Below are 22209 nucleotides of genomic sequence, written 5' to 3'. Positions count from 1 at the left end.
GCGACCTACTGGGGGCCTATAGCTCAGTTGGTTAGAGCAGGGGACTCATAATCCCTTGGTCGCAGGTTCGAGTCCTGCTGGGCCCACCACCTATGAAAAAGCCGTGCGAAAGCGCGGCTTTTGCGTTTCTGAAACTCCCGGTGGCGGGGGCATCAAAAACGCTATGGCCGCCCCTGCCTGAACGCCTGCCCCGTCCGGGTCAACGCCTGCTCCAGCGTCAACGGCGGCACCCACCCCAGCACCCGCCGGGCCTTGCCCGAATCCACCTGCAATGACGCACACAAGGTGGTGTACATGTTCTGCTTGCCCACCAGCTTCGCGCCCCAGCGCATCAGGCCGTCGGGCACCGGCACCAGGCGTGCCGGGCGGCCCATGCTGGCGGCCAGGTAGCGAACCATCTGCGCGGTGGAGGCGTCTTCGCCGTCGGAGATCAGGAACAGCTGGTTGCCCGCCGCCGGGTGGTGAGTGCAGAGCACGATGAAGTCCGCCAGGTTCTCCAGCGCGACCATGCTGCGGCGGTTGTCCAGGCTGGCGAACGGCAGCGGCGCGCCGGAGGCCACCAGCTTGAGCAAGCGCGGGAAGTTGCGCCGGGCGTGGGCGGCGTAGATCAGCGGTGGACGAATGATCACCAGGTCCATCGCCGTGCCCTGCACCAGCGCCCGCAAGCCCTCTTCGGCCTCGAATTTGGATTGGGCATAGTCACCATCGGGGACCGGTACCGAGGATTCATCGAAGGGGGTGCCGGTGGTGAACGAGCCGTTGACCCCCACCGAGCTGATGAAGATGAAGCGCCGCACGCCCGCTGCGAGGGCCTGCTGTGCCAAGGCCAGGGTGCCTTGCAGATTGGTGCGGCGGTATTCGGCCAGCGGATCCGGGCTGCTGTCGGACTGCAGGTTGAGGCGCGCGGCCACGTGCACCACCACGTCGATGCCCTGCAAGGCGGCGGACCAGTGGGTATCGGCCGAGATGTCGCCCACGGCGACCAGGGGTATGGCGCCCTGACGGCTCGTCGAGGCGCGGCTGCTACCGCGCACATGGGTATCAGGCCGGGCGGCCAAGGCTTCGCAGACCGCCTGGCCGAGGAAGCCGGTGGCTCCGGTGACAAGTACATTCATGGCGTTCCAGAGCCTCGCTGGGTGCGGAGTATGCGAGCAGCATAGCCATGCTTTGAACAATGCTCAGGGTCGCCGGGCAATTGTCACGACGTTCTCCGACCAAACGGTTACACTGTGCCGGCTGTATCAATATGTTTCGATGAAAGAAGTCGGTCCAAAACCGACGCGGTCGCGCCACTGTAGTCGGCTCCCAGCCGTAAGCCAGACCTTTCTTCGACCTGCCCACCGCAACCGGGACGCGTAATCCCAGAGGTAATCATGGCCTATAGCACTACTTCACAAACCGACATCTCGATCCCGACCATTCCCCTGGGTGAAATTCTGCCCTGGGCGATCTTTGGCGGCCTGTTGCTGATGCTGGCGATCTACTTCGTCGGCGCCGAGCAAGGCGCTACCGCGCTGTTCAAGGGCATGTACGTTCACGAGTTCGTGCACGATGGTCGCCACCTGCTGGGCTTCCCCTGCCACTGATCGCTCCCTGAGGTGTTTCACATGACTGGTCGTTTACTCGTCAGGGGCATGCTTGTGGGTCTGATCGCCGGCATCCTGGCTTTTGGCTTCGCCAAGGTTTTCGGTGAGCCACAGGTTGACCGCGCCATTGCCTTCGAAGCAAGCATGTCGCACATGCACGGCGATGCCGAAGAACCCGAGCTGGTCAGCCGCGAGGTGCAAAGCACCTTCGGCCTGCTGACAGGCGTGGTGGTGTACAGCGTTTCCCTGGGTGGCATTTTCGCCCTGGTGTTCGCCTACTCCCTGGGCCGCATTGGCAAGGTTGGCCCACGCGGCTTGTCGGCCCTGCTGGCCCTGGCTGCGTTCATGGTGCTGATCCTGGTACCGGAACTCAAATACCCGGCAAACCCGCCTTCCGTGGGCAACCCGGACACCATTGGCCTGCGTACTCAGGTGTATTTCCTGATGCTGCTGGTCTCGGTGGTCGCCGCGGTGATCGCCGTCAACGCCGCGCGCAAGCTCGCCGCCAACCGCGGCCCGTGGGCCGGCGCCATCGCTGGCGTGGCGCTTTACCTGGTGATCATGGCCGTGGCCGGCTCGCTGTTCCCCGTGATCAACGAGGTTCCGGAGCACTTCTCGGCTGACGTGCTGTGGAAATTCCGCACCTCGTCCCTGGGTATTCAGGTGGTGCTGTGGACCAGCATCGGCCTGATCTTCGGGCCGCTGGCAGAGCGCCTGTTGAACCCGGCGCCGCGCCTGGCGCGTACCTGAGCCAACCGTTCGCCAAAAGACCGCGCCCAGGCGCGGTTTTTTTTGTCCGCGCGATGACACCTACTGACAACATGCCCGGCCCCTGGACAGTGGGTCGATTAGCTGCCTTAATCGCGCACGACCTGTACCGGCTGCCGGGGGCAGGCCGCAGTACGCGCTACCCGATCAACCTGCCCACGCGCGAGCCAACCCGTGACTGACACCCGCACCCTGCCCCTGGATGAAATCGACCGCCAGCTCATTGCCGCCTTGCAGATCAATGCCCGTGAAAGCGTGGCCGTGCTCGCCCGCCAGTTGGGCATCGCCCGCACTACCGTGACCTCGCGCCTGGCGCGCCTGGAAAAAGCCAAAGTCATCACCGGCTATGGCGTGCGCCTGGGCCAGCGCCTGGCCGACGGCGGCCTGCAGGCCTATGTAGGCATCACCGTGCAGCCGCGTTCGGGCAAGGAAGTGGTGCGCCGCCTCAGTGCCATGGGCCAGGTGCAGCAGTTGTGCGCGGTCAGCGGCGAGTTCGACTATGTGGCCTGGCTGCGCACCGAGTCGCCGGAACAACTGGACCAGTTGCTGGACCAGATCGGCAGCGTCGACGGCGTGGAGAAAACCACCACCTCCATTATCTTGAGCAGCAAGGTGGATCGGGGCCAGTCTATTTGACGTCATTCCTCGTCACTATGCAGCGAAACATGTCATTAAGACGACACTCTGTGCCTTAATAACGGCAACGCCTCTCCCTAAAATGGCTGGCACCCCCTTTCCTATACTGAAAGCTCCGCTCAGTAGCCGCCCATAAGGCCTGCCATGACTCAGCACAACCGCCACCCCGCCGACGGCAAGAAGCCCATTACCATCTTCGGCCCGGACTTCCCTTTCGCCTTCGACGACTGGATCGAGCACCCGGCGGGCCTGGGCATGATCCCCGAAGAAAACCATGGCGCCGAAGTCGCCATCGTGGGTGCGGGTATCGCGGGCCTGGTGGCGGCGTATGAACTGATGAAGCTGGGGCTCAAGCCGGTCTTGTATGAAGCCTCGAAGATGGGCGGGCGCTTGCGTTCGCAGGCGTTCGAAGGCACCGACGGCATCGTTGCCGAACTGGGCGGCATGCGCTTCCCGGTGTCGTCCACGGCGTTCTATCACTACGTGGACAAGCTCGGCCTGGAAACTCGCCCTTTCCCCAACCCGCTGACGGCTGCCTCGGGCAGCACGGTCATCGACCTGGAAGGCGAGACCTACTACGCCCGCACCCTGAGCGACTTGCCGGCATTGTTTCAGGAAGTAGCCGACGCCTGGGCTGACGCCCTGGAAGCCGGGGCCCAGTTCAGGGAGATCCAGCAGGCTATCCGCGACCGTGACGTGCCGCGCCTCAAGTCGCTGTGGAACACCCTGGTACCGCTGTGGGATGACCGTACCTTCTATGACTTCGTCGCCACCTCCAAGGCGTTCGCCAAGCTTTCGTTCCACCACCGGGAAGTGTTCGGCCAAGTAGGCTTCGGTACCGGTGGCTGGGATTCGGACTTCCCCAACTCGATGCTGGAAATACTGCGGGTTGTGCTGACCAACTGTGATGACCACCAGCACCTGGTGGTAGGGGGCGTGGGCCAGGTGCCTGAAGGCATCTGGCGCCACGTGCCGGCAAAGTGCGCCCACTGGCCGGCCGGCACCAGCCTCAGTTCCCTGCACCACGGGGCGCCGCGCTCCGGGGTCAAGAAGATTGCCCGCGCCGCCGACGGCCGCTTCGCTGTCACCGACAACTGGGGCGATACCCGCCATTACGCCGCGGTGCTCGCCACCTGCCAGAGCTGGCTGCTGACTACCCAGATCGAATGCGAGGAGTCGCTGTTCTCGCAAAAGATGTGGATGGCCCTGGACCGTACCCGCTACATGCAGTCGTCCAAGACCTTCGTGATGGTCGACCGGCCCTTCTGGAAGGACAAGAACCCCCGGACCGGCCGCGATACCCTCAGCATGACCCTGACCGACCGCCTGACCCGCGGCACCTACCTGTTCGACAACGGCGATGACAAACCGGGGGTCATCTGCCTGTCCTACTCGTGGATGAGCGATGCCTTGAAGATGCTCCCGCACCCGGTGGAGAAGCGTGTGAAGCTGGCCCTGGACGCGCTGAAGAAAATCTACCCGGACGTGGACATTGCCGGCCACATCATCGGCGACCCGATCACCGTGTCATGGGAGGCCGACCCGTACTTCCTGGGGGCCTTCAAGGGTGCCCTGCCTGGCCACTACCGCTACAACCAGCGAATGTACGCACACTTCATGCAACACGAGATGCCGGATGACCAGCGCGGCATCTTCATCGCCGGCGACGACGTTTCCTGGACGCCCGCCTGGGTGGAAGGCGCGGTGCAGACCTCGCTGAATGCAGTGTGGGGCATCATGAAACACTTCGGTGGCCGCTGCCACGCCGAGAATCCAGGGCCTGGGGATGTCTTCCACGAGATCGGCCCCATCGCCCTCGCCGAATAAGGAGCCCCCATGAAAATCGCGCTTTGCCAATGCCAGCCGCAGCCATTGGCGGTCATCGACAACCTGGCGCGCCTGCAGGCCCAGGTGCGCATGGCCAAGGCCCAGGGCGCCAGCCTGGTGGTATTCCCGGAGATGTTCCTGACGGGCTACAACATCGGCCTGGGCGCCGTACAGCGCCTGGCGGAACCGGCCGACGGCCCGTCAGCCCACGTTATCGCCGGCATCGCCGAAGCCCACGGTATCGCCATTGCCTACGGCTACCCCGAGCGCGGCACGGACGGGCGCCTGTATAACAGCGCGCAGCTGTTCGACAGCCGTGGCACCAGCCGCCTCAACTATCGCAAGACCCACCTTTTCGGCGCGTTGGACCACAACATGTTCAGCCCCGGGGGCGATGACTTCCCGGTGGCCGAAGTCGATGGCTGGCGCATAGGCCTGCTGATCTGCTACGACATCGAATTCCCGGAAGCCGCCAGGCGGCTGGCCCTGAACGGTGCCGAACTGCTCCTGGTGCCCACCGCCAATATGCTGCCGTTCGAGTTTATCGCTCAGGTGACAGTGCGCAGCCGGGCCTTCGAAAACCAATGCTATCTGGCCTACGCCAACTACTGCGGCGCCGAAGGCAGCCTCCGTTACTGCGGCCTTAGCAGCGTCGCCGGGCCGGACGGCAGCCTGCCTGCTACCGCCGGAACAGAGCCATCGCTGCTCTACGCCGAATTATCCCGTGGCACGCTCACCACGGTGCGCGAAGCCTATGACTACCTGCGGGACAGAAGGCCGGAGCTGTATCGGTCAATTTCCGAACAGTAGTCAATATTCCGCCAACCACGAAGCCCTCTTATCGAGGGCTTCATTTTTTTGGCGTCGGTAATCTTTCAGCCTCCCGCGCTCCGTGTCAGCCGCCCGAAAGCCCCGTGGTGCACAGCCCCCAGCAAATACAGGGGCGGCGTGGGGGCGGCAAGGCGCAAACAGGGCAATGCGCCATAAAACCGTGGAAAAGTGATCCGATCTCCAGCGTCAACTTTTCAACTTCGTTATATTTCAACTAGTTACATTCGCTCACGGTGGCATTCTCACCCACCTGCAATTTTTTTGACAAAAGCGATTGACAGTCCCTTGAAGACAGTCGATATATCTCTCTACCCACCGCCAAGAAGTTGTGGGTCGAGCCGCAACACAGAGTGCGGCCGATGAGCAATCTGGTAGTAACTGCTTAAACCTGCCAACACTTATTTTACTTTTCCTGGCTCGTTTTTTATCGAGCCCGTATGGGTTTTGACAGAGTAATTCGCAAACAGCTTGTTTCGACGAGCGGGCGGTAGCTTTGTCCCAGGTAAAACACTTTCAAATGGCTTGAACGGGCCGAACCCTGCGGTAGCCATGCCGCAAGAAAGTGTGAAGAACAATAAAAGCGTCGATGTCCTGCCTTCGCGACCCTTCCTGAAACGCAGCGAGTCTGTTGCCATGTCGCCACTGATTTCAATCGATGAAAGCACCTCTGCCCGCCTGGTTCACGACATGAACCACCAGGGTTTCGCCAGCCTGGAAAATGCCCTCGACGAGGCTGCGCTGAGCAACCTGCGCGCCTACGTCGAGGAACAGGCTACCCGCCACAACAACCAGTATTTCGCTTACCACGGCTACCCGGCCTTGGCCGGCAGCGCCTTGGCGGCGTTCGGAAAAACGCCAGAATTCAAGGAGTTGCTGTCACGCATGCATAAGCAGGGCAACGGTCACGATGCCCCCAGCGACGAAATCTTCCCGGTACTGCGCTGCGTGCAGGGCGGTACCGGGCGCAAGGAATCCAATGCCTTCCACTACGATGCCACCGTGTTGACCGTACTGGTGCCCATCTTCACCCCGCAGGAAGGCGAGCAACGCGGTGACCTGATCCTGTTTCCCAACTTGCGCCGGGTTCGCCGCTGGGTGCTGGTGAACGTGATTGAAAAAGCCCTATTCCAGAATGCACTTTGCAGAAAGTTCATAAGTGCCTGTATTGATCGCAAAATATTAAAACCCGCGACATTACGCATTGTGCCCGGCAACGTTTATTTCTTTTGGGGTTATCGCTCACTGCATGCCAACCAGGCCTGTGATCCGGCCTTCCGGCGTGCCACCGCGTTATTTCATTACGGCGACCCCCACGCCGGCAGCCTGGTGACCCGCTGGATATTGAAACTGAACCAGCGGCGGGCCCGAAAAGTTATCACTCGCACCGACGCCCCCCTTTCCTGAGTACGCCTCGAGGCCCCTGCGGCCATTGCCGGGAGATGCACCATGATTAACGTGACCAAGTCTTATCTGGGCAACATCGACAAGTTCAAGGCGTACGTGGACATGATCTACGCCTCGCACTGGATGACCAACCACGGCCCGCTGTGCTGCGAGCTGGAGGAGCGCCTCAAGGAACACCTGGGTGTGCGCAACCTGATCCTCACCAACAACGGCACCCTGGCGTTGCAGGTGGCTTACCGGGCGCTGGGACTGACCGGCAGCGCGGTCACCACCCCTTTCAGCTTCGTGGCTACCAGCAGCACCCTGCAATGGGAAGGCATCCGCCCGGTGTTCGCCGATATCGACCCACGCACCTGGAATATCGACCCCGACCAGATCGAATCACGCATCGGCTCCGACACCAGCGCCATCGTCGCCACCCACGTGTTCGGCAACCCGTGCGAGGTGGAACGCATCGACGCCATCGCCAAGCGCCGCAACCTCAAGGTGGTGTATGACGGTGCCCATGCCTTCGGCGTACGCCATGCCGGCCAGTCGGTGTACAACTGGGGCGACGCCAGCACGCTGAGCTTCCACGCCACCAAACTGTTCCACACCATCGAAGGTGGCGCCATCGTCACCCAGGACGATGACCTGGCCCGCGAAGTGCGCAAGCTGTGCAACTTCGGCATCACTGGCGTGGACCGCATCGAAGGCCTGGGCACCAACGCCAAGCTGAACGAGTTCTCCTCGGCCATGGGCCTGTGCGTACTGGACGACATCGAGCACATCTTCGAGCAGCGTGCCGAAATGGGCCACTACTACGAGCAGCGCCTGGGTGGGCACTTCGACCTGCAAGGCGTACACGACGGCGACGAGATCAACTACAGCTACTTTCCGGTAGGCCTGCAGAACCAGACCGAAGCCCTGGCCGTGCGCGACGCCCTGCAGGAACAGGGGATCAACCCGCGCCGCTACTTCTACCCATCGCTGGACACCCTGGACTACCTGCAGCCCCAGGCCGCCCAGCCGCATTCACGCGGCCTGAGCCAGCGCATCCTGTGCCTGCCCATCTACCCGGGCCTGGCCCGAGACATTCAGGACAAGGTGATCGACACACTGCTGCGCCAGCGCGAGCAGCCCCAGGATGCCTCCCTGGCACATGCGGTGTAATGCATGAAAAAGCTCTCGGTGGTTCACAACACCACCATCAGCTACCTGGGCCAGGCCTATACGCTGCTGGTGGGAATACTGATCATGCCGTTCTACCTCGGCCACCTGGGTGCCGAGACGTACGGCCTGATCGGTTTCTACGCGGTGCTGCAAGCCTGGCTGACCCTGCTGGACGCGGGCATGTCGCCTTCACTGGTACGCGAGATCGCCCACCACCAGGGGAGCGCCCGGCAGTTGCGCCAATCCGGTTGGCTGCTGCGCTCCTTCGAGCTGATCTTCGTGCCCCTGGCACTGTTGTGCGTGCTGGGCGTGTGGTTCGCCAGCCCCTGGATCGCCGGGCAATGGCTCAACGCCCAGCACCTGGCACCACAGACCCTGGCCCACTGCGTAGCCCTGATGGGCGTGATGGTAGCGCTCAGGCTCTACGCCACCCTGTACAAGAGTGGCCTGCAAGGCCTGGAACTGCATGCCTGGCTCAACGGCGCCAACATGCTGATCGCCACCCTGCGCTACTTCGGCGGCCTGGCCCTGGTCGCCTGGGTGTCCCAGGACCCGATCGTGTTCTTCCAGTTCCAGGTGGGCGTGGCGCTGCTGGAAACCCTGATTTTCGCCGTGAAGGCCTGGCGCAAGCTGCCAGCGCCGCGCTGGTACAGCGGTCTGAACCGCGCACTGATCAAGCCGGTGTTGCCCTTCGCCGCCAGCCTCTCGCTCAGCTCGGTACTGTGGCTTCTGCTGACGCAACTGGACAAGGTACTGCTGTCCTCGCATCTGACCTTGAAGGACTACGGCTACTTCTCCCTGGTGGCGCTGATCAGTACCGGCATCGTCATGCTGATCAACCCGCTGGTGCAGACCTTGCTGCCGCGCATGACCGCACTGATGGCCGAGGGGCGCGATGCCGACATGCAGCGCCTGTACCTGAACGCCCATCGCTTCATCGCCACCTTCATCGTGCCGCTGTCAGCGGTGATCGCGATACACGGCGATGCCCTGGTGTACGCCTGGAGCGGTGACCAGGAAGCCGCGCGCTGGGTGGCGCCGGTGCTGTTCTGGTACGCCCTGGGCAGCGGCATCCTGAGCCTCAGCGGGTTTCAGTTCTACCTGCAGTACGCCCACGGCCGAATGCACCTGCACCTGTGGTACAGCCTGGTCTCGGCCGTGGTCACCGTGCCAGTTCTGGTACTGGCGGTGCAGTTCCACGGTGCCATGGGCGCGGCGATAGCCTGGTTTGCCCTGCGCCTGCTGACCTTTGCCTTCTGGCCCGCGTTCATTCACCACCGCCTGGCACCCGGGCTGCACCGCGAGTGGCTGCATGACGTGCTGCGTATCAGCCTGATGAGCGCAGTGGGGCTGCTGGTGACCCTGCCGCTGGTGCATGCCCTGGCCGGCGAAAACCGCTTGCAGACGTTCCTGGCCCTGGCCCTGTGCGGCCTGATCAGCCTGTTGCTGGTGGCCGGCAGCCACCGGCCCGTGCTGCAACGTGTCCTCCTGATCTTCAACCGTGTGAGTGCGCAACGATGAACAGCAGACCCGAAAGCGACATCACCAGAAACTGGGGCGCGGCACGCGAACCGCTGCTGAGCATCGTCTGCCCTACCTACAACCACGAACACTTCGTGGCGCAGACACTGGACAGTTTCCTGGCCCAGCAGACCGACTTCCCGTTCGAGATCGTCATCAACGATGACTGCTCCACCGACGGCACCGCGGCCATCGTTGCCGACTATGCCCGGCGTTACCCCGGCATCATTCGGCCGCAGTTCCAGAGCGAGAACCAGTACCAGCAAGGCAACCACCCTTGCCCCGGGCTATTTCGCCTGTCCCGCGGCAAGTACATCGCGTTCTGCGAAGGCGATGACTACTGGACCGACCCCTTCAAGCTGCAAAAGCAGGTGGACTTCCTGGAGCACCACCTGGACTACGTACTCACCTACCACGACGCCGTGGCCTTCAACGAGCACGGCATGCAGGGCGTGCAGTTGCAGGGCAAAGGCCAGCGCGATTCCACCAGCCTGGAACTGATGCAGGGCCGGCCGATTTCCACCCTCACCACCTGTTTTCGCAATGTGCTGCATGAAATGCCCCGCGAACTGGCGGGCGCGCCGCTCAATGACCTGGTGTGGTGGGCGCTGCTGGGCGCGCACGGCAAGGGCAAGTACATGGGCGACATCAGCCCCGCGGCCTACCGGGTTCACAGCGGCGGGGTGTTCTCCATGCGGTCGGACAAGAAGAAGTTGCAGATGACCCTGCACACCTACGGCGCCCTGGCCAATTACTACTTCCGCATCGGCAACGTGCCGCTGTACGAGCACTGCCAGGTGCAACTGTTCGGCCTGTCCATTTCCGCCATCTCGCCCCTGAAGAAACTGCTGGCCCTGGCCCTCGTGGCCCGCAACGTCAGCGTCAACCTGCTGCGCCGCGCCACCGCGTCGACGGCCCGAGGCTGACCAAGCCCGCCCTACCTGAGTATTGAGGATCAACAAAAATGACTGCGATGAACCGCTCCTCCCTTGAGCACTACCAGGACACTCAGTTAGACCTGGCGACCCTGTTGCGCACCCTGATAGACCACAAGCGCCTGATCGCCGGCGTGGTTGGCAGTTTCGCGGTGGCCGGCCTGGCATTCGCCATCCTGGCCACCCCCAGCTACCAGGCCAACGTGATGATCCAGATCGAACCCCGTCGAGTGGGCCTGGACGCCACGCCCGAAATCAATACCAAGCCCAATGCCGTGTCCCAGGCCACCGCCGAGATCGAACTGATCCGCTCGCGCGCCGTATTGGGCCAGGTGGTCAACGAACTGAACCTGGACGTGGTCCACAAGCCCAACTACCTGCCGGGCATCGGCGCCTTCATGGCCCGCCACTTCAAGCCCACCGCCAGCGAGCCGCTCGCCGCGCCCTTGCTGGGCCTGGACAGCTTCGCCTGGGGCGGTGAAAAACTGGACGTCTCGACCCTGGAGGTGCCCGACACCCTGCTGGGCAAGAAGATGACTCTGGTGGCTGGCGAAAACGGCCAGTACCGCCTGCTGGACAGTGATGGCGACGCGCTGCTCAGCGGCCAGGTGGGGCAGCTGGCGGCCGCTGGCGGTATCAGCCTGCAGGTCGACACCCTGCAAGCACGCCCTGGCACTGAATTCACCCTGGCACGCAACCGCGCCCTGGTGACCCAACTGGACTACCAGACCAAACTCAAGGTGGCGGAGGCCGGCAAGGACTCGGGCATCGTTTACCTGTCCCTGGAAGACCCCGACCCGGCCCAGGCCAACCGCGTGCTCAACGAGATCAGCCGCCTGTACGTGCGCCAGAACCTGGAACGTACCTCGGCCGAAGCCGAACAGCGCCTGCAATTCCTGCGCTCGCAACTGCCTATCGTGCGCGGCGAGTTGACCAAGGCCGAAGATGCGCTGCACGACTACCAGATGCGCAGCCGTTCGGTGGACATCTCCCAGGAAACCAGCTCGCTGCTGACCCAGGTGGTCAGCGTCGACAACCAGATCTCCGAGCTCAAGCTCAAACGCGTTGACCTGGACCGCCTGTACACCCGTCAGCACCCCACCCAGGTGGCGCTGACCAACCAGATCAACCAGCTGGAAGCGCAAAAGGCCGCCATGCAAGGCCGGGTGCACAACCTGCCCGAAACCCAGCAGGAACTGCTGCGCCTGACCCGTGAGCAACAGGTCACCAACCAGACCTACACACAACTGCTGAACAAGACCCAGGAGCAGGACATCATCCGCGCCGGCAACATCGGCAACGTGCACATCATCGACAAGGCGGACGCCAACGTCGAAGAGCCGGTCAAGCCGATGAAGAAACTGATCGTGCTGATCTCGATCCTGCTCGGCGGCCTGGTGGCCGTGGCGATCATCTTCGTGCGCCAGGCCTTCGACCGCGGCATTGTCAACCCGGACGACATCGAGAACCTGGGCATTCCGGTCTATGCCTCGGTACCCCTGTCGCGGCTGCAGGACCGCCTGAACAAAGGCCGCGCGCCGCGCAAAGGCAGTGGTGACACCCAACTGCTGAGCGTCGCCGAACCGGGTGAGCTGGCCGTGGAGTCGTTGCGCAGCCTGCGCACCAGCCTGCACTTCGCCATGATGGAAGCCCGCAACAACATCCTGATGATTTCCAGCCCCAGCCCTGCGGTGGGCAAATCGTTCATCAGCGCCAACCTGGCCGTGACCATTGCCCAGGCCGGCAAGAAAGTGCTGCTGATCGACGCCGACATGCGCAAGGGCTACCTGCACAAAGTGGTGGGCCTGCAACCGCGCCACGGGCTGTCCGACGCACTGGCCGCGCGCCTGAGCAACCGCGAGGTGGTCAACGCCACGGCGGTGGACAACCTGCACTTCATATCCTGTGGTTTCGCGGCGCCCAACCCGTCCGAGCTGTTGATGCACGACAACTTCCACAAGCTGCTGCGCGAACTCTCGCCCAAGTATGACCTGGTGATCATCGACACCCCACCGATCATGGCCGTGACCGACGCTGCGCTGGTGGGCCGGCAGTCCGGCACCACGTTGCTGGTGGCGCGCTTCGGGAAAAGCTCGGCCAAGGAACTGGAAGTCGCCAAGCGCCGCCTCGCGCAAAACGGCGTGCTGGTCAAAGGCGCGATTTTCAACGGTGTGCAACGCAAGGCGTCCACCGCCGAATACGACTGCTCCGCCTACGACTACAGCCCGAACAAGAAATAAACAGGGCCACCGATCCATTCCCCCGGCAGGAGCCGGGGCGGCACGCGAGACACTGACCATGAGCTACCTGAATGACAGTTCCAACTGGTACCTGATCCAGACCAAGCCACGCCAGGAGGCCCGCGCCGAAGAACACCTGGCTCGCCAGCACTTCGAATGCTTTCGCCCGCTGAAACCGGCGCTGGACAAACCGCGCAAGGCCGCTGAAGAAGAGCTGTTCCCAGGCTACCTGTTCATCCGCCTGGAGCAGGGTGAAAGCTGGTACCCCATTCGCTCCACCCGTGGCGTGTGCCGCATCGTCGCCTTCGGCGGCGCGCCTTGCCCGGTGCCCGACAGCCTGATCATCCAGATCCGTCGGCGCCTGGCGACACCCGCGCCACAGCCCTGTTTCAACCAGGGCGAAGCGGTGCTGGTGCGCACCGGTGGCAGCGAGATCCAGGCCATCTTCCTCAGCGATGACGGCCAGGAGCGCGCGGTGATCCTGCTCAACCTGCTGCAACGTGAACAACGCATCAGCCTGCCCAAGAGCAGCCTGTCGCGCATGGCCTTGCCAGCCTGCTGAGCCGCGACGGCCCGACAACAAGAAAGGGGGAAACTGCCATGCCCGCTACCACGACCCTGGTCACCCTGACCTACGGTGATCGCCTTCACTACCTGCAAGCGCTGATCGAGCGGTCACTGACCTGCGCCGCCATCGGCCAGGTGATCGTGGTCAGCAACGCTTCGCGCTCGGACCTTGGTCAATTGCTGCAGCGTTGGCCGACCCAGGTGAAGGTCATCGACCTGCCGGCCAACACCGGGTCGGCCAACGGTTATGCGGTGGGTATCGCCGCGGCGCTGGAAGCGGGTGCCGAGTACATCTGGCTGATGGACGATGACAACGCGCCTACCCCTGGCGCCGTGGAGCAATTGCACCAGCGCCTGGCCGAATGCGCACGCAAGCTCGGCCGTGCCCAGGTGGCCGTGCTGGGTTTTCGCCCCACCCACCAGGCCGACATTGCCGCTGGGGTACCGCGCCGCCACGCGTTTCCCCACCGTTCCAGTTGCTTCGGTTTTCACATTGCCCAACTGCCTTACAAGGTGTGGCGCCGCACCCCATGGGGCAAGCCACACGCCGAAGACGTGCATCACAGCCTGGTGAAACTGCCGTTCGCCACCTATGGCGGGCTGCTCGGGCACCGCGCCATGTACGAGAACATCGGCCTCCCGCGCGCCGACATGATCCTGTACGCCGACGATACCGAATACACCCGGCGTATCACTGCCAGCGGCGGGCACATTTTCCTGGTCACCGACGCGTTGCTAGAAGACCTGGAGCACTCCTGGAACATCAAGGCCCGCACCAACAACATCTACGAGACTTTCCTGATGGGTGATTCCGACATGCGCGCCTACTACACCGCCCGCAACCAGGCCTGGTTCGACAAATTCGTCTGGGCGCGTTGGGGCTGGCTCTACCACCTCAACCGCGCCGTGTTCATGACCCTGTTGCGCCTGGTGGCCCTGCGCCGCGGCACGCACCAGCGCCTGGCGCTGCTACAGCAAGCCATCGCCGACGGCGAGTCCGGGCGGTTGGGCCTCAACAAGTCGTTTCCGCTATGAACGTGCTGTTCCTCTCCAGCCTGTACGCGCCGAACATCGGCGGTGGGGCTGAAATCGTGCTGCAACGCACGGTCGAAGGGTTGCACCAACGCGGCATGAATGTATGTGTATTGACCACCGGTGCCGATCCAGGCCTGGTGCAAGACCAGGTCAAGGGTGTGAAGGTCTACCGCGCCGGCCTGCTCAATACCTACTGGCACTTCAGCGACCAGCGGCCCAATGCATTGGCGCGCCTGAGCTGGCACGTGCGCGACCGCTACAACATGGGCATGCGCGCCTATGTGCGCCAGGTCATGAGGCTGGAGAACATCGGCCTGGTGGTGTGCCACAACCTGGGTGGATGGTCCGTGGCGGTCTGGGACGAAATTTCCAAGGCCGGGGTGCCGATCGTGCAAGTGCTGCACGACATGTACCTGCTGTGCCCCGGCAGCCTGATGTTCAAGAAGCGCCAGTGCTGCGGCGGCCCCTGCACCTTGTGCAGCACGCTGCGCCAGGGGCACGCCGAACGCTCGGCGCAGGTGGACGCAGTGGTGGGGGTCAGCCACTTTCTGCTCGACCGCCTGCAGAATGCGCGGTTCTTCCGCAACGCCAGCGCCCATGTCATCTACAACGCCAGCCCCAAGGTCGAGGAAGTGCACCGCCCCCACCCCCAGGGTCGGTTGGCAGACAGCGAGCCACTGAGGTTTGGCTACCTGGGCACCCTGTCGGACCACAAGGGCGTGCGCTGGATGATCGAACAGTTCAAGCGCCTGCCGTTCAACGCCACGCTGCAGATTGCCGGGCGCGGCCAACAGGACTACGAACGCGATATTCGCCAGTTGGCCGAGACGGACGAAAACATCCATTTCGTGGGCTACCAGTCGCCGGAAAGCTTTTACCGCCAGATCGACGTAGCCCTGGTGCCGTCACTGTGGAACGAGCCGTTCGGCATGGTCGCGGTCGAGGCCTGCGCCCATTCGGTGCCAGTCATCGCCAGCCACCGCGGTGGCCTGCCGGAGATTATCCGCGAGGGTATCAACGGCCTGTTGTGCGACCCCGATGAACCGGAGTCCCTGGCCCTGGCCATGCTGCGCCTGTACCGCCAACCCGAACTGCGCCGCCAACTGGCCGCCCAGGCCCGGGCCAGCGTAGCGCCGCTGCTGGACATGGACCGCATGCTTGACGGCTACCAACAGCTGTTTTTCCAGGTTTACCAGAACAAGGGCACCTTCCATGAATCCCAGCCTGCCTCCGAGCCGCTCTAGACGCCCGCGCATTGCCCTCAGCAAATCGCTGATCGTCCTGCTGGTCGCCATCGCCCTGATCGTCACCGAAACCTTTGGCGGCGCCTTGCGCTACTACCTGGACCACGCCGGGCTGTCGATATTGATGTACCCGGCGAAAATCGCCTGCCTGGGCCTGTTCGCGCTGGAGCTGTTCACCTTCAAGGGCGGCCGGGCGTTCTGGACCCTGATGCTGTTGCTGACCATCGCCTCGGCGCTGGGCATGCTGCATGGCGCAGGCCCGGGCAATATCCTGTTCTCCCTGTACATGTATGGCCCGTTCCTGTTCGGCATGGTCTGCGGCACCCACCTGGAACACCGCAAGCGCACGCTCGCCCTGGTGGTGGGACTGTGCCTGCTGGCCTCGCTGGGCGGTGTGCTGCTGGACAAGTACACCACCGTGCCCTGGAAGGGCTATAGCTACAGCGTGGGCGATACCGAGGTGGCAGGTAACCTGATGTGGAGTGCCGACGGTGTCGACCGGCTGGCCGGTTTCACCCGCCTGTCCACTACCCTGGCGGTGATCCTCGCGCTCTACAGCCTGTACCTGAGCGCCTTCATCCGCTCACGGCTGATTCTGCTGCCGCTGTTCGGCGTCAGCATGGCGGCCATCTGGATAACCACCAACAAATCCACTGCCGTGGCCTACGCCTGCACACTGCTGCTGATGCCCCTGCTTCGCCACCGCATGACCTGCCGGGTACTGTTCGCCACCGTGGTGGCCATAGGTATAGCCCTGCCGATCATTGGCCTGACCATGGACTTCGACCCCAACGCCCCGGCGGCGCAGGTCGGTTTCCTGTCGTCGTTCTATGACCGGCTGATCTACACCTGGCCCAACCTGGCCCACAACCAGTGGGTGCAAGGCTGGCAGCTGTGGGGCGCCGGGTTCGGCATGGTGGGCAGCACCGTCGCCGCCTTCCCGGTGTACTCGGCCACGGTGTCGATGGTGGCCGACAACAGCGCCATGTACCTGTGGGCCACGTTCGGCCTGGGTGGCCTGGCGGTGTACTGCCTGCTGGTGCCGTTGATGAGCCTGTTGCGCGACAAACCCACTCGGCTGGCCAGGGCGCTGGTGTGCATCTGCTTCTGCCTGACGCTGATCAGCTGGACCACCGACATTCCGGAAGTCTCGGTCGCGGATCTGTTCCTGGGCCTGGCTGTCTCGGTGGCGCTGAGGCGCAAGGCCATGCCGCTTACCGACAGTGTCAGCCTGCGTGCAACCATTCCCCGAAGCCCGGCGTTCGTCACGCCCCTGCGAACCCAGTGAAACGACTATGCGCAAACTGCTACCTTGCCTGGCCGTGCTGCTGCAGGGCTTCTTCACTCCGGGCGCGCAGGCGGCCAACGAACCTTTCATCATCGGCACCGCAACCCATGTGATGGATGGTTCGCCGCAGCTTGCGCACCAGTTCCAGCTGGCCAGCGAAGCGGGTATCGGCTCCTTGCGCGAAGACGCCTACTGGGCCCGCGTGGAACTGCAGCCGGGCACCCTGCAGGTACCTGCCAGCTGGCGCGCTTACCAGGAGGCGCGCGAGGCCAGGAAGCTGGGCAACGTGGTGGTGCTCGATTACGGCAACCAGTTCTACGACAACAACGCGCTGCCACGTTCGCCCATGGTCAGCACCGCCTTTGCCAATTACGTGGATTTCGTGACCCGGGCGTTGGCCGGCACGGTCAACTTCTACGAGGTCTGGAATGAATGGGACCAGGCCGGGCCCGGCGACCGGGCCGTCAGTGATGACTATGCCAGCCTGGTCAAACTCACCCGCCAGCAGATTCAACGCAATGACCCGAAGGCGAAGGTGCTGGCCGGTGCCATCACCAGCGACGGGCTGAACAAGGGCTTCGCTGACCGCTTGGTCCAGGCCGGCCTGGCCGATCAGGTCGACGGCCTGTCATTGCACCCCTATGTGCACTGCGCCGGCAAACAGGGCAAGACACCGGAGAGCTGGATCAAGTGGCTGTCCAGCATCGACCAGCGCCTGACGCGCCTGGCGGGAAAGCCGGTACCGCTGTACCTCACGGAAATGAGCTGGCCCACCTCGAGCGAAAAAACCTGCGGGGTGGACGAGCCCACGCAGGCCAAGTTCCTGGCCAGGGCGTACTTCCTGGCCAAGACACGCCCCAACATCAAGGGCATGTGGTGGTACGACCTGGTGGATGACGGCGTGGACCCGGACGAACGCGAACACCATTTCGGCCTGCTCAGGCCGGGCCTGGAGCCCAAGCCGGCCTACCGGGTGCTCAAGGCCATCGCGCCGTTTCTGGCGCAGTACCAATACGACAGCCTGAAGAGCCTGCAAACCGACGAGTTGTACTTGCTCAATTTCACCAAGGGCGATGAGCAGGTGCTGGTGGCCTGGGCGGTGGGCGACCCCCGCCAGGTGAAGATCGAGGCCAACGGCCGCCAGCAGGGGCCAGTACAGATGGTCGACACCCATCACCCCGAACGCGGCCGCACCGCCACCGGCCAATGGCAATGCCCCAAGGCCGAAGAAGAACACTGCACCACGGTGATCACCCTGGACGATTTTCCCCGAATCATCAGCCTGGGCGACGCCAGCTGGCTATTCACCCGCTGAGCAGCAAGGCCACGCCTTGAAGGACGAACCGATGGTAGTTATCAATGCTCGCTTTCTGACCCAGGAATTGCGTGGCGTGCAGCGTTTCGCCGAGCAGATCAGCCTGGCATTGCAGGCAAGGCGCTCGGACCTGGTATTCGTCTGCCCCGACCGTATCCAGATGCACGACAGCGCCCGGCGCCTGAACGTACAGACCGTGGGCAAACGCAGTGGCCACCTGTGGGAACAGTTGGACCTTCCCCGTTACCTGCATCGCCATGGCTCGCCGCTGCTGCTTTCCCTGGGTGGCACCGGGCCCTTGCTGTACCGCAACCAGATAGCGACCCACCACGACATTACCTACGTGCGCCACCCGGAAAGCTACTCCTGGGCCTTTCGCACCAGCTACCAGCTGATGACACCGCTGCTGCTGCGCAACCTGAAAACCCTGATCACGGTCAGCGAGTTCTCCCGCACGGAAATCAGCGACCACTACGGGTTTCCCAAGGACCGCATCATGGTGGTGCCCAACGCCGTGGGCGACGAGTTCCAGCCTGGCCCACCGGTACAGCCGCGAGGCGGTTACCTGCTGGCGGTATCGTCGCCCAGCGCGCACAAGAACTTCGCGCGCATGATCCAGGGGTTTCTGCAACTCAAGGGCCATGGCCGCGTGCAACTGCGCATCGTTGGGGCGGCCAATGCCATTTTCTCCGACCCCCACCTGGAAAACCTCGCCAACAGCGATACCCGTATCCGTTTCCTGGGCCGCCTCAGCGACCAGGAACTGATCACCCAATACCAGGGCGCCGCCGCGTTCGTGTTCCCCTCGCTGTACGAGGGCTTCGGCATCCCTCCCCTGGAAGCCCAGGCCTGTGGCTGCCCGGTGCTGGCCGCCAATGCCGCGTCGATGCCTGAAGTGCTGCAGTCCAGCGCGCTGTACTTCGACCCGCTGGACGTGGAGCACATCACCCAGGCCATGCACCTGGCACTGACCAACCAGTGCATCCGCCAGCAGTTGCGCACCTTGGGGCTGCACAACGTTTCGCGCTTCGACTGGGACCACTCGGCGGGGCTGATCAGTGACCGCATCGACGCCCTGCTGGCCGAGCAGCCTCCCAGCCGCGCCACACTTCCGTTCAATGCCAGCATCCCCAAATAACCGCCGGGCCCAGCGCCCGCCATAACAACACGTGGTGGCACTATGAAAATCGCAATCATCCATGACTGGCTGGTGACTTACGCAGGGGCCGAGCGCGTGCTTTCGGCCCTGCTGAAGATCTGGCCCGAGGCCGACCTGTTCTCGGTCATCGACTTCCTCAGCGATGAAGACCGCGCCCACCTGGGCGGCAAGCACGCCCAGACCACCTTCATCCAGCACTTGCCCAAGGCCCGCACCCGCTACCAGCAGTACCTGCCGCTGATGCCCCTGGCCATCGAGCAGTTGGACCTCTCGGGCTACGACCTGGTCATTTCCAGCAGCCATGCCGTGGCCAAGGGCGTGCTCACCGGCCCCGACCAGTTGCACATCAGCTACGTGCACTCGCCTATCCGCTATGCCTGGGACCTGCAGCATCAATACCTGAACGAAGCCGGGCTCAAGCACGGCCTCAAAAGCAAGGTAGCGCGCATGGTCCTGCATTACATGCGCATGTGGGACCAACGCACCGCAGCCGCGGTGGACGAGTTCATCGCCAATTCGCAATTCATCGGCCGGCGTATCGACAAGGCTTACCGACGCCATTCCACGGTGATCTACCCCCCGGTGGATACCCACGGTTTCGACCTGCAGCCCATCAAGCAAGAGTATTACCTGACCACCTCGCGCATGGTGCCCTACAAGCGCGTGCCGATGATCGTCGAGGCGTTCCGGGCGATGCCGGACAAGCACCTGATCGTGATCGGCGACGGCCCCGAAATGGAGAAGTGCCAGGCCCTGGGGGCCACCAACGTCACGCTGCTGGGCTACCAGCCCTTCAGTGCCCTGCGTGAATACCTGCGCAACGCCAAGGGTTTTGTCTTCGCCGCCGAGGAAGACTTCGGCATCAGCCCGGTGGAGGCCCAGGCCTGCGGTACGCCAGTGATTGCCTTCGGGCGCGGTGGCACCCTGGAAACCGTGCATGGGCTGGACCACGAGCAACCCACCGGGGTGTTCTACCACCAGCAAAGCGTGGCCGCGATCATCGAGGGCGTGCGCGAGTTCGAGTGCAATGCCCACCGCATCACGCCCCAGGCCTGTCGCGAAAACGCCGAGCGCTTCTCCGAGCAACGCTTCGAGCGCGAGATGCGCCAGTTCGTGGAAAGCCGCTGGAACCAGGAACACCCGCCCGTGCCGGTGCCCCAACTGGCCAGCACGCCACGCCTGAGCCTGGCACCGTCATTGGCCGTCGGCGCCAAACCTTTGTGATCGGGGAGCATTGCTATGGCAAGACCGTTGAAAGGTATCCTGCAGGCCCACCAATCGGCGCTTTCACTGGCCCACCGGGCATTGGACATCGCCCTGATAGTGGCTTGCACCCTGTGGTTCAACTGGATGTCCGGCACGCTGCACAACAGCGACACCTGGGGCCGGCTGATGGCGATCGTGCTGGTGTTCCACTGGCTCGCCGAATACCACCAGCTGTATGGCTCCTGGCGCGGCGAGCGGGTCACACGTGAACTGCTGCGCGTCTTCAACTACTGGGCCCTGACGTTCTGCTGCCTGCTGCTGATCGACTACAGCTTCAATACTTCTGAAGTGGTGCTCGACCGCAGCCTCATGGCCTGGTTCACGCTGGTGCTGTTTGCCCTGTGCGGTTACCGGCTGCTGATCCGCAGCACGTTGCAGGCCTTGCGCCGGCGGGGCTTCAATACCCGTACGGTGGCCATCGTCGGCACCGGGCAGATCGGTGAGCGGCTGGCCTACTCAATCACGGCCGCACCCTGGATGGGCCTGAACCTGCTGGGGTTCTACGATGACGAGCCGCAACAAATGGCCCTGGACGAACCAGGCAAGCGCCTGCCGGTGCTGGGGGGCCTGGACCAGCTGGTGCTCGATGCCCGAGCCGGGCGCATCGACAAGGTCTATATCACCCTGGCCATGAGCTGCGAGCCGTCGCTGTGCAACCTGGTCAAGGGCCTGAGCGACACCACCGCCTCGGTGTACCTGATACCTGACGTGTTCATGTTCGACCTGCTGCATGCGCGCAGCGAGAGCATCAACGGCCTGACCAGCATCAGCCTGGTCGACACCCCCATGGATGGCTCCAGCCAGTTGGTCAAACGCTTCGAGGACGTGATCGTCAGCAGCCTGATCCTCATGGTCATCGCCCTGCCCATGGTGCTGATCGCCCTGGGCATCAAAATCACCTCGCGCGGGCCCGTGCTTTTCCGCCAGACGCGCTATGGTTTAGATGGACGACCGATCATGGTCTGGAAGTTCCGCAGCATGACGGTCCAGGAAAATGGCCATGAAGTCCGTCAAGCCAGTCGCAATGACTGTCGCGTGACCCCATTCGGGGCATTTCTGCGGCGGACATCGCTGGACGAGTTGCCCCAGTTCTTCAACGTGCTGCGTGGCGACATGTCCATCGTCGGCCCGCGCCCCCATGCAGTGGCGCATAACGAGCAGTACCGCAAGCAGGTCAATTGCTACATGTTGCGGCATAAGGTCAAGCCCGGCATTACCGGCTGGGCGCAAGTCAATGGATGGCGCGGGGAGACCACGACCTTGGACAAAATGCAGAAGCGCATCGAATTCGACCTCGACTACATCGAACACTGGTCTGTGTGGCTGGACCTGAAAATCATCGCATTGACCCTGTTCAAGGGCTTTATCCATAAAAACGCCTTTTGATCCTACAAGACCCATCGATGGAGAAAACTGCTTTCTCCAAGGAAGACTT

19 protein-coding genes and 1 tRNA gene are annotated in these 22209 nt (G+C 63.2%); 19 read left to right on the top strand and 1 reads right to left on the bottom strand.

Features of this window, described 5'->3' with window-relative positions:
* The first annotated feature begins 12 nt into the window (after window positions 1-12).
* Window positions 13-89, top strand: a tRNA-Ile gene (locus QBK88_RS01675).
* A 72-nt stretch (window positions 90-161) separates the two neighbouring features.
* Here the strand turns inward: QBK88_RS01675 and QBK88_RS01670 are convergent.
* Entirely contained in the window at window positions 162-1115 is a 954-nt protein-coding gene (locus QBK88_RS01670) for an NAD-dependent epimerase/dehydratase family protein (RefSeq protein ID WP_277960644.1), read from the bottom strand.
* Window positions 1116-1373: 258 nt separating this feature from the next.
* Here QBK88_RS01670 and QBK88_RS01665 point away from each other — a divergent pair, with 258 nt between their 5' ends.
* The 18 genes from QBK88_RS01665 (at window position 1374) to QBK88_RS01580 (ending at window position 22160) form a co-directional block, all read left to right on the top strand.
* Window positions 1374-1586, top strand: coding sequence for a CbtB domain-containing protein (locus QBK88_RS01665; RefSeq protein WP_268147755.1), 213 nt, complete (start codon window positions 1374-1376; stop codon window positions 1584-1586).
* A gap of 21 nt (window positions 1587-1607) precedes the next feature.
* On the top strand, window positions 1608-2336 hold the full coding sequence (locus tag QBK88_RS01660; RefSeq protein ID WP_277960643.1) for a CbtA family protein: 729 nt from the start codon (window positions 1608-1610) through the stop codon (window positions 2334-2336).
* 192 nt (window positions 2337-2528) lie between these two features.
* Window positions 2529-2990, top strand: a complete 462-nt coding sequence (locus QBK88_RS01655; protein WP_277960642.1) for an Lrp/AsnC family transcriptional regulator — start codon at window positions 2529-2531, stop codon at window positions 2988-2990.
* 144 nt (window positions 2991-3134) lie between these two features.
* Window positions 3135-4817: a flavin monoamine oxidase family protein gene (locus QBK88_RS01650; RefSeq protein ID WP_268147751.1), complete on the top strand. Its 1683-nt coding sequence runs from the start codon at window positions 3135-3137 to the stop codon at window positions 4815-4817.
* 9 nt (window positions 4818-4826) lie between these two features.
* A complete protein-coding gene (locus QBK88_RS01645) occupies window positions 4827-5627 on the top strand; it encodes a carbon-nitrogen hydrolase family protein (RefSeq protein WP_277960641.1) in 801 nt (266 codons plus the stop codon).
* A 654-nt stretch (window positions 5628-6281) separates the two neighbouring features.
* Complete coding sequence (locus tag QBK88_RS01640) at window positions 6282-7052, top strand: hypothetical protein (protein WP_277960690.1); 771 nt, start codon at window positions 6282-6284, stop codon at window positions 7050-7052.
* Window positions 7053-7094: 42 nt separating this feature from the next.
* Window positions 7095-8204: a DegT/DnrJ/EryC1/StrS family aminotransferase gene (locus QBK88_RS01635; RefSeq protein WP_268147745.1), complete on the top strand. Its 1110-nt coding sequence runs from the start codon at window positions 7095-7097 to the stop codon at window positions 8202-8204.
* Window positions 8205-8207: 3 nt separating this feature from the next.
* The gene (locus QBK88_RS01630) at window positions 8208-9725 is read left to right on the top strand and encodes an oligosaccharide flippase family protein (RefSeq protein WP_277960640.1); all 1518 of its coding nucleotides are present in this window, start codon (window positions 8208-8210) and stop codon (window positions 9723-9725) included.
* Window positions 9722-10651 carry a glycosyltransferase gene (locus QBK88_RS01625; protein ID WP_277960639.1) on the top strand — a complete coding sequence of 310 codons (930 nt, stop codon included), beginning with the start codon at window positions 9722-9724 and terminating at the stop codon, window positions 10649-10651. The genes QBK88_RS01630 and QBK88_RS01625 overlap by 4 nt, the downstream gene beginning before the upstream one ends.
* Window positions 10652-10689: 38 nt before the next feature.
* On the top strand, window positions 10690-12900 hold the full coding sequence (locus QBK88_RS01620; RefSeq protein ID WP_277960638.1) for a polysaccharide biosynthesis tyrosine autokinase: 2211 nt from the start codon (window positions 10690-10692) through the stop codon (window positions 12898-12900).
* Window positions 12901-12958: 58 nt separating this feature from the next.
* Entirely contained in the window at window positions 12959-13462 is a 504-nt protein-coding gene (gene rfaH, locus QBK88_RS01615; RefSeq protein WP_268147737.1) for a transcription/translation regulatory transformer protein RfaH, read from the top strand.
* A 38-nt stretch (window positions 13463-13500) separates the two neighbouring features.
* Window positions 13501-14502, top strand: coding sequence for a glycosyltransferase (locus QBK88_RS01610; RefSeq protein WP_277960637.1), 1002 nt, complete (start codon window positions 13501-13503; stop codon window positions 14500-14502).
* Window positions 14499-15746: a glycosyltransferase family 4 protein gene (locus QBK88_RS01605; RefSeq protein ID WP_277960636.1), complete on the top strand. Its 1248-nt coding sequence runs from the start codon at window positions 14499-14501 to the stop codon at window positions 15744-15746. The genes QBK88_RS01610 and QBK88_RS01605 overlap by 4 nt, the downstream gene beginning before the upstream one ends.
* Window positions 15715-17034 (top strand): hypothetical protein, encoded by a 1320-nt coding sequence (locus QBK88_RS01600; RefSeq protein ID WP_277960635.1) that lies wholly within the window; start codon window positions 15715-15717, stop codon window positions 17032-17034. Before QBK88_RS01605 ends, QBK88_RS01600 begins: the two co-directional genes overlap by 32 nt.
* Before the next feature lie 7 nt (window positions 17035-17041).
* Window positions 17042-18349, top strand: a complete 1308-nt coding sequence (locus tag QBK88_RS01595) for a hypothetical protein (RefSeq protein ID WP_277960634.1) — start codon at window positions 17042-17044, stop codon at window positions 18347-18349.
* A gap of 31 nt (window positions 18350-18380) precedes the next feature.
* Window positions 18381-19487 (top strand): glycosyltransferase family 4 protein, encoded by a 1107-nt coding sequence (locus QBK88_RS01590; protein WP_277960633.1) that lies wholly within the window; start codon window positions 18381-18383, stop codon window positions 19485-19487.
* Window positions 19488-19529: 42 nt separating this feature from the next.
* Window positions 19530-20732, top strand: a complete 1203-nt coding sequence (locus QBK88_RS01585; protein WP_268147725.1) for a glycosyltransferase family 4 protein — start codon at window positions 19530-19532, stop codon at window positions 20730-20732.
* Window positions 20733-20747: 15 nt separating this feature from the next.
* Window positions 20748-22160, top strand: a complete 1413-nt coding sequence (locus QBK88_RS01580; protein ID WP_268147723.1) for an undecaprenyl-phosphate glucose phosphotransferase — start codon at window positions 20748-20750, stop codon at window positions 22158-22160.
* Window positions 22161-22209 lie beyond the last annotated feature (49 nt).

The organism is Pseudomonas sp. RIT-To-2 (assembly GCF_029623465.1).
In the GTDB taxonomy this organism is placed as follows: Bacteria; Pseudomonadota; Gammaproteobacteria; order Pseudomonadales; family Pseudomonadaceae; genus Aquipseudomonas; species Aquipseudomonas silvicola.
Note: the sequence above shows the minus strand (reverse complement) of the source record. Positions and strands in the feature narration are given on the sequence as shown.